The organism is Lysobacter sp. CA196 (assembly GCF_052078695.1).
Classification (GTDB): domain Bacteria; phylum Pseudomonadota; class Gammaproteobacteria; order Xanthomonadales; family Xanthomonadaceae; genus Lysobacter.
The window spans coordinates 1-8,057 of record NZ_JBQJIN010000058.1 but is presented as its reverse complement, the minus strand read 5'-3'; the positions used below and the strand labels follow the sequence as shown (position 1 = coordinate 8,057).

Annotated in this window: 7 protein-coding genes; 3 read left to right on the top strand and 4 right to left on the bottom strand. The window is 67.4% G+C overall.

Translation table 11 applies throughout. The annotated features are described in order from the left end of the window. Positions 1-659 precede the first annotated feature (659 nt). The 4 genes from ACTOWK_RS23460 to ACTOWK_RS23445 form a co-directional block, all read right to left on the bottom strand. Positions 660-1,421, bottom strand: coding sequence for a hypothetical protein (locus ACTOWK_RS23460; RefSeq protein ID WP_441332487.1), 762 nt, complete (start codon positions 1,419-1,421; stop codon positions 660-662). Positions 1,422-1,607: 186 nt separating this feature from the next. Beyond that, positions 1,608-2,678, bottom strand: coding sequence for a 23S rRNA (cytidine(2498)-2'-O)-methyltransferase RlmM (rlmM, locus tag ACTOWK_RS23455; RefSeq protein WP_441332486.1), 1,071 nt, complete (start codon positions 2,676-2,678; stop codon positions 1,608-1,610). A 121-nt stretch (positions 2,679-2,799) separates the two neighbouring features. Next, on the bottom strand, positions 2,800-3,354 hold the full coding sequence (locus tag ACTOWK_RS23450) for a nucleoside deaminase (RefSeq protein ID WP_441332488.1): 555 nt from the start codon (positions 3,352-3,354) through the stop codon (positions 2,800-2,802). A 17-nt stretch (positions 3,355-3,371) separates the two neighbouring features. Then, positions 3,372-5,141 carry a glutamine--tRNA ligase/YqeY domain fusion protein gene (locus ACTOWK_RS23445; RefSeq protein ID WP_441332485.1) on the bottom strand — a complete coding sequence of 590 codons (1,770 nt, stop codon included), beginning with the start codon at positions 5,139-5,141 and terminating at the stop codon, positions 3,372-3,374. Positions 5,142-5,399: 258 nt separating this feature from the next. Here ACTOWK_RS23445 and ACTOWK_RS23440 point away from each other — a divergent pair, with 258 nt between their 5' ends. From ACTOWK_RS23440 to ACTOWK_RS23430, 3 genes are all read left to right on the top strand, one after another. Next, positions 5,400-5,699, top strand: coding sequence for a putative signal transducing protein (locus tag ACTOWK_RS23440; RefSeq protein ID WP_441332484.1), 300 nt, complete (start codon positions 5,400-5,402; stop codon positions 5,697-5,699). A gap of 239 nt (positions 5,700-5,938) precedes the next feature. Then, on the top strand, positions 5,939-6,880 hold the full coding sequence (locus tag ACTOWK_RS23435; protein ID WP_441332483.1) for a DMT family transporter: 942 nt from the start codon (positions 5,939-5,941) through the stop codon (positions 6,878-6,880). A 39-nt stretch (positions 6,881-6,919) separates the two neighbouring features. Beyond that, positions 6,920-7,465: an adenine phosphoribosyltransferase gene (locus tag ACTOWK_RS23430; RefSeq protein WP_441332482.1), complete on the top strand. Its 546-nt coding sequence runs from the start codon at positions 6,920-6,922 to the stop codon at positions 7,463-7,465. Positions 7,466-8,057 lie beyond the last annotated feature (592 nt).

Genomic DNA, 8,057 nt, shown 5'->3' with positions numbered 1-8,057 from the left:
CAGCAAGGTGGCCTGGGAGATGAACAATCGTCCCCGCAAAACCTTGGATTGGCGCTCGCCGGCTGAGGTGCTTTATGAGCGACTGAAAAACGCTTCGGGGTGATGCACTTGGATATTGACTCCGCATAACCAAAGAAAAATGCTTTGTTTTGAATCACAAGCCCGCGCGAGCGATGCCGACGCAGGGCTTTTTCATACGGGACATCCTTGTCCCGATGAAAAACGGCCCGCATCCCTGCGGGCCGCCCTCCGGGTCTTCTATGGCCTTCGCTAGTGCGAGACTGCGCACTGCGCACTGCGCACTGCGCACAGCGCACAGCGCACAGCGCACAGCGACAGCGACAGCGACAGCAAAGGCAAAAGCAAAAGCAAAGGCAAAGGCAAAGGCAAAAGCGGAGAAGCCAGGCAGATCATCGGCAATCGCGCGATCGCGGCGGCTGTTGCCACGTGGTCGCGGCTTGCGCCGCTCCTACCCTGCGAGAATCCTCCGCCTCGATGGGCGACGTCGGCGCTGTCGCTTCAGCACGTCCCTTGGTCGCGGCTCACGCCGCTCCTACAGGGGTGGAGTCGCTGCGTTGCTTGCCAACCCGGCCGCCGCACAAACACGAACGCCCCCGTTTCCGGAGACGTTCGCGAAAAACCGGGCAATCAAGGAGCGATCAACGCATCCAGCCCGACAGCTCCTTCTTGCTCAGGCGCCCGTTATTGTCGACATCGACTGCGCGGAACTCCGCGGTGAGGGTCGCGTTGCTGCGCGCCTCGGCGCGGCTGATGTTGCCGTCGTGATTGCCGTCGAGGGCATCGAAGTCGATCTTGTATTCGCCGATCACCGAATTGGGTGGGCTCGAGGTGATCGTGACCTGCGGCTGCACCGGTACGGCCGGGGCGGGCGCCGGCATCGGTTGCGGCACCGGGTCGGTCTGCTGGGTCGCTTCGGCGGTCGCCGCGGCGGCGGCCTGCGCCACCGTGGTCGCGTCGGTCGCGGCCGAGCTTGCGATGCGCGCGGCATCGCCGGCGGCGCGCGCTTCGATCGCTGCGCCGGTCGGGTTGCTGCCGGCGGTCGCCGCGGCCTGCGCCGAACGCGCCGATTCGGCGGCGACGGTGGCCTGGCGTGCGGCCGACTGGGCTTCGATCGCCGATTGCTTGGCCTGGTAGGCGGTGGCTTCGGCGGTCAGAGCGCCGCGCTCGCTCAAGGCGCCTTCGTTGCGGGTCGCGGCGGCGGCTTGCGCGGCGGCCTGCGCGGTCGAGGCGTCCTGGCGCGCCGAACGCGCTTCGCCCGCGGCCATCTCGGCCTTCTCGACCGCATCGTGTTTGGACTGGACCTTGGTTGCGGTTTGCGCCACGGCAGCGCCGCTGGCGCCGAGTGCGGCGATCAGCGCCAGGCCGATCAGGGTGTGCGGATGAGTCGCGTGCTGTTTCATCGCAGTAACCTCGCGTGGGGACACCGCGACGCTAGACCCGTACCGGTCAAGTCGATGTAAAACGGCGAAACGGCGCCTGAATGAACGCGGCGCGAAGCATGAATGCCCGATGTCCATCGCGCCGCAGGCGACGTGCGGTAGCCATTCGCCTAATCATCGAAACGGCCGGCGGTCCGGCCTTGCCGCTTATTTCGGCGTCGCGAACACCGTGATTTCCTCGCGGTCGTGGTACAGCTGGCGCGCGCGCACGATCATCGGGCGATGGGTCTGGTACTCGAACGCTTCCAGGCAGGCCTTGGTTTCTTCCCAGCGCTTCTTCATCGGCAGCTTGAGGTTGAAGATCGCCTGCTTGCACCAGCCTTCGCGGAACCAGGTCGCCATGCGCTCGGCCACGCGCGCGGGCTGTTCGACCATGTCGCAGACCATCCAGTCGAGCTTGCGCTTGGGCTGCCACGAGAAACCGTCGGCGCGCAGATGATCGACGCGGCCGCTGTCGAGCAGCGCCTGGCGCAGGGGGCCGTTGTCGACCGAAGTCACCATCATGCCGTTGCGCATCAACACCCAGGTCCAGCCGCCCGGCGCGGCGCCGAGATCGGCGGCCTGCATGTTGTCGCGCACCAGGCGTTCGCGTTCGTCGGCGTCGAGGAAGGTCAGTAGGGCTTCTTCGAGCTTGAGCGCAGAGCGGCTCGGCGCATCCGGGTGCATGCGCAGGCGCGGGATGCCCAACGGCCACGGCGAGCTGTCGCCGGGTTCGGACATCGCCAGCATGGCGTGGTCGCCGGCGAGGAAGGCGACGTGCAGGCGCGGGCGCCGCGCATCGTCGGCCTTGCTGAGCCAGCCGGCCTTGCGCAGCGCCGGGCGCAGTGCGTTGCCGAAGCTGCGGGCCAGGCCGGCGAGCGGCTTGTGCTCGTCGGAGTCGGGATGTTCGACCACCAGCTCGCCGAACATGGAAACGTTGAGGCCGCTGCCGCCCTGTGCGTCGAGCGCGGCCAGCATCGGGGTGATGCGGTCGGCCGGATCGAGGGCGCGCAGATCGGCCAGGCGCACCAGCTTCTGGCGCGCGAAGATCAGCGACGACCACGGCAGTGCGCGCGACAGCGCCTTGGCGTCCTCGACGATGAACTCGACGTAGCCGCTGTTGCGCTCGGTGCGCGCATAGCCGGGATGGCCCGCGCGCGCGGCGCGTTCGTTCAATTCGCCGGCGAGCTCGGGTTCGAAACCGGCGCGGCACCAACACAGCAGGGCGTTATCGGTCATCGTGGGAACTCGCTGTCTTCAAGGGTAGGAGCGGCGCGAGCCGCGACCGCGCGGTCGCATCGGCCCGCGCGGCATGCATGGAGTCGTTCGCGGTTCATACCGCGCCCGCCCCGGAGCGGCATCAGTAGGCGACGCCGCTCTCGCCATAGCGGCGCAGCACGTCGCAGGCGGCGTCGCGTTGCAGATCGCGACGCACCGCGATGCCGCGGCGTTCCAGTTCGCCGACCCAGTCCGCCGGCAGCGGGCCTTCGTCGAACTCGGTCAACCGCATCACGTCTTCCGAGCGCGCGCCGATCAGCAAGGTGTCGATGCCGGCCCAGAAGCTGGCGCCGTAGCACATGCAGCACGGCTGCGCCGAGGTCGCCAGGGTCATCGGGCCGATCTCGTTGAGACGGAACACGCTCAACGCGGCCTGCGCGCACATGAAGGCCATCATCTCGGCATGCGCGACCGAGCAGTTCTGCGGCACCACGCGATTGACGCCGACCCCGACCACCAGGCCGTTGCCGTCGAACACCGCCGCACCGAACGGCCCGCCGCTGCCCACCTCGATGTTGTGGCGCGACAGCTCGACCGCCAAGGCGACCTTGTCCTCATCGCTGAGGTAGGCGCGCTTGCGGTCGACGACCTCGTCGATCCAGGCCGGCAGCGCCAGCGCCACCGTCTTGGTCAGCAGGTTGGGAATCTTCGGGCTCATGCCTGGGCGGCCCAGGTGTCGCGCAGGGTCACGCTGCGGTTGAACACCGGACGTTCGGCCGTGTGGTCGTAACGGTCGGCGACGAAATAACCGACGCGCTCGAACTGGAAGGCCTGTTCGCGCTCGGCGGTCGCGGCGGCGGGTTCGACATAACCGGTCACGGCGCGGCGCGAATTCGGGTTGAGGTGATCCTGGTAGGTCTTGCCGTCGCTGTCGTCGTCGGGTGCGGCGACGTCGAACAGACGGTCGTACAGACGCACTTCGGCGGCGACCGCGTGACGCGCGCTGACCCAGTGGATGGTGCCCTTGATCTTGCGGTCGGCGCCGGCCATGCCCGGACGCGATTCCGGGTCGAGCGTACCGCGCAGCTCGACGATTTCGCCGGCCTCGTTCTTGATCACTTCATCGCAGCGCAGGATGCCGGCGCCGCGCAAACGCACTTCGCCGCCCGGGATCAGGCGCTTGAAGCCTTTCGGCGGCACTTCCTCGAAGTCCTCGCGCTCGATCCACAGCTGGTTCGAGAACGGCACCTGACGCGCGCCGAAGCGCTCGTCCTTCGGGTGGTTGGAGAAGTGCAGCGATTCCTCGTGCGCGTCGCCGAGGTTGGTGATGACCAGCTTGAGCGGATCGAGCACGGCCATGCGGCGCGGCGCGGCGGCGTCGAGGTCTTCGCGCAGGCAGCCTTCGAGCACCGAGTAATCGATGGTCGAGTTCTGCTTGCTCACGCCCAGGCGGTCGGCGAACAGACGCAGCGAGGCCGGGGTGTAGCCGCGGCGGCGGATGCCCTGCAGGGTCGGCATGCGCGGGTCGTCCCAGCCGTCGACCAGGCCTTCCTGCACCAGCACCATGAGCTTGCGCTTGCTCATCACGGTGAAGTTGAGGTTGGCGCGCGAGAACTCGATCTGGCGCGGGATCGCCGCTTCGTTGGGCAGGCCGCGGTCGAGCAGCGGTGCCAGCAGGTCCGGCGAATTCGGCAGGTCGACCCGGCCCACGCACCAGTCGTAGAGCGGGCGGTGGTCTTCGAACTCGAGTGTGCACAGCGAGTGGGTGATGCCCTCGCAGGAGTCGCTGAGCGAATGGGCGAAGTCGTACATCGGATAGATCGGCCAGGCATCGCCGGTGTTCTGGTGAGCGACCTTCTTGATCCGGTACAGCGCCGGGTCGCGCAGGTTGATGTTGCCCGAGGCCATGTCGATCTTCGCGCGCAGGGTGCGCGCGCCGTCGGCGAACTCGCCGGCGCGCATGCGCTGGAACAGGTCGAGGTTTTCCTCGACGCTGCGCTCGCGGTACGGCGAATTGCGGCCCGGCTCGTTGAGGTTGCCGCGGTAGGCGCGGACTTCCTCGGCGCTGAGGTCGCAGACGAAGGCGTCGCCCTGGCGGATCAGTTTCTGTGCGGCGAGATAGAACACCTCGAAGTAATCCGAGGCATGGCGCAGCTCGGCCCACTCGTAGCCGAGCCAGCGCACGTCTTCCTGGATCGCGGCGACGTATTCGGGGTCTTCCTTGGCCGGGTTGGTGTCGTCGAAGCGCAGGTTGCAGCGCCCGCCGAATTCGTTGGCGACGCCGAAATCCAGGCAGATCGCCTTAGCGTGGCCGATGTGCAGATAGCCGTTGGGTTCGGGCGGGAAGCGGGTCCGGATCGCCTGGTGCTTGCCGCTGGCCAGGTCCTCGCGGACGATCTGGCGGACGAAGTCCTGCTTGACCGCGGCCGTAGCGGCGGAGTCGGTCGGAGATTCGGGAGCGGTGCGGGCGGGGTCGGCGGACATGCGTCACGGCAAAGGCTGGGAAGGTCGTGAAGTTTAGCCTTTGGCGGCGATCCCTGCCTTGCGGCGGCTGGGCGGCCGGGCCGGAACGCGGATCGGACCGGCGGGGAGGGCAGTCCGCAGGACCGCATCGGCGGGATCGGCGGGTTTGCCGGGCCTGCCTGGAACGCTGTGTCTGCGCGCCGTCGATGGGCCAAGCCGGCCGCTCCGGCGTATGCTGGCCGCAGACCCGCGAGGCCGTTGCGCCGAAGGACAGCGACGATGAAAGTCGTCTACGAAGCCGCCCATTTGATCGACGCCCATCTGGTCCGGCACGCGCTGGAAGCGGCCGGCATTCCGGTGTTCATGAAGGGCGAGGCCTTGCTCGGCGGCATCGGCGAGTTGCCGTTCGGTCCGGTCCAGGTCTGCGTGCCCGAGGCCGCCTGGCCGCAAGCGCGCGAGGCGGTCGATGCGCTCTCGCTCGGCGAACCGCCACCGCCGGCGAGCGACTCGGTCGAGTCCGACCCCAGCGATTCGATTCCGAACGGGGCGATGCCGCCGCCAGGCCTGCTTCCGGCCTGAGCCCGGGCGCGCGACGCCCGCATCGTCGCGAGGTCCGCGACCGCCCCGGCGGGACCGGGCCACGGCCGTCAGGCCCGCTGTGTGACGCCACTCTTCCCCTTTCATCGAGCCCTGCGGCGCGTCCGGTCGAATGCCGGTCGCCGACGCGGGGCCTCCGGATCGCTCCGACCGCGCTCCGGCCCTCATGGAGTTTCGATCATGCATTTCGCATCGTTTGCGACCCGCTCCGGGAGGCGCTCGTGAGCGCCTCGTCGTCCACCGCCACCCTGCGCACGCCCTTGGTCGAGATGCTGATCGGCGCCTCGGTCATCAGCAGCTCGGCGGTGTTCGTGCGTTGGGTCGAGATCGGCCCGGCCGCATCGGCGTTCTGGCGCATGGCCCTGGCCGGGGGGATCCTGTTGATGCTGCTCGGCCAGCCTTGGCGGCGCGACCGCATGCGCCATTGGCGCCCGGACGGACGCACCTTGGGCCTGGTGATGCTCGGCGCGGCGTTCCTGGCGCTGGACCTGTGGCTTTGGCATCGCAGCATTCTGTATGTCGGCGTCGGCCTGGCGACCTTGCTCGCCAACTTCCAGGTCTTCGTCCTCGCCGGCGTCGGCGCCCTGGTGTTCGGCGAGCGCGCGGGCTGGCGCTTGTGGGTGGGCTTGTTGATGGGCCTGGTCGGCCTGGGTCTGCTGCTGGCGCCGGGTTGGGCAAGCGTCGACGCGCGTTTCCGCCTCGGCGTGATCTACGGCCTGGGCACGGCGCTGGCCTATGGCGTGTTCCTGCTCGCGTTCCGTGCAGCGCAGGCGCGGCGCCAGCAGACCCCGAACGAAGCGCTGCAGTGGTGGTTGTGCCTCGGCAGTGCGGCGATGCTCGGCGTGTCGGTGCCGTTCGGCGGCGAAAACCTGATTCCCGGCAGCGCCCACGACTGGTTGATCCTGTTCGCCTACGCCGCGATCGCTCAGGTGCTGGGTTGGCTGGTGATCGGCCGCGCCATGCCGCAGCTGCCGGCCGGCATCGTCGGCCTGTGTCTGTTGCTGCAACCCTTGCTCGCCTACGTCTGGGACGTGCTGCTGTTCCACAAGCGACTGGGCGGCCTGGAACTGCTCGGCATCGGCTTGTCCCTGGCCGGCATCTTCCTCGGCCTGTTGCGTGGCGATCAGCCGCTGTTTTCGGTGCGCCGCGGCGACGCCGCCTGAGCCGCGCTTCCGCCCACCCATCTGCTGCAAGATAAGCGCATGAACGAATCCCTGAAGAGCGAATCCTTGAAGAGCATCGACGCACTGATCCGTGCGGTTGCCGATTTCCCCAAGCCGGGAGTGACCTTCCGCGACATCACCCCGCTGCTGGCCGACGCCGGCGGTTTCGCGCGCTGCATCGACGCTTTGGCCGAGCCTTGGCAGGGCAGCGGCGTGCAGGCCGTATGCGGCATCGAATCGCGCGGCTTCATCTTCGGCGCCGCCTTGGCGCAGAAACTGCATGCCGGCTTCGTGCCCGTGCGCAAGCCGGGCAAACTGCCGCCGCCGTTGATCGCGGTCGAATACGAACTGGAATACGGCCGCGATCAATTGCAGGTACGCAGCGATGCCTTGAAACCCGGCGAGCGCACCTTGCTGGTCGACGACGTCCTCGCGACCGGCGGCACCCTGGCGGCCGCGCGCGAGCTGGTCGAGCGATTGGATGCGGTGTTGGTCGGTGCCAGCGTGCTGATCGAGCTCGACGCTTTGCGTGGTCGCGAACGCTGGTCGGGCGATACGCCGGTACATGCCTTGTTGCATTACTGAGGGTGGGTGGCTCGTATCGCGGCTGCGGATGTTTCAGGCGTGTGGCGAGGCAATCGGGAGCGTGCGCGGTCGCGGCTTGCGCCGCTCCTACCCAAGAGCGGCGACGATCGTTGTTGTGCTCCTGTCGTTGTCGTTACCGTTGCCGTGATGAGCTTGGCGCAATACCGAACTCGCGAGAACACCTGGAGACCCGAAGGGCGCCGCACAGGACGTGCGGCGTTTTCCGATAAGACATGGATGTCTTATCGGAAAATCCCCGCGACAGCTGCGAACTCGCAGGGGAGCTCTGTCAAGGAAGGCCTTTTCTTTGGTTAGCTTTCTTTTGGGCCAGCAAAAGAAAGTAACCCGGCCGCGTCAGCGGACGGAAGCTTTGCTCATGCTTGTGGCTTGTGGCTTCTACCGGAGCAAGATCAAACGCTAAGAGCTTCCGCCGCTAAAGCGGCGGGTTACTTTCTTTTGTCATAGGCAACAAAAGAAAGGTAAGGCGGAGTCAACATCCAAGTGCATCACCCCACCGCAAGCACGTCCTCAATAGAGAAGTTCACCGGCCGCCTGTAAAGCTTCTCCAGAAACACCTCCGCCGGCATACGGA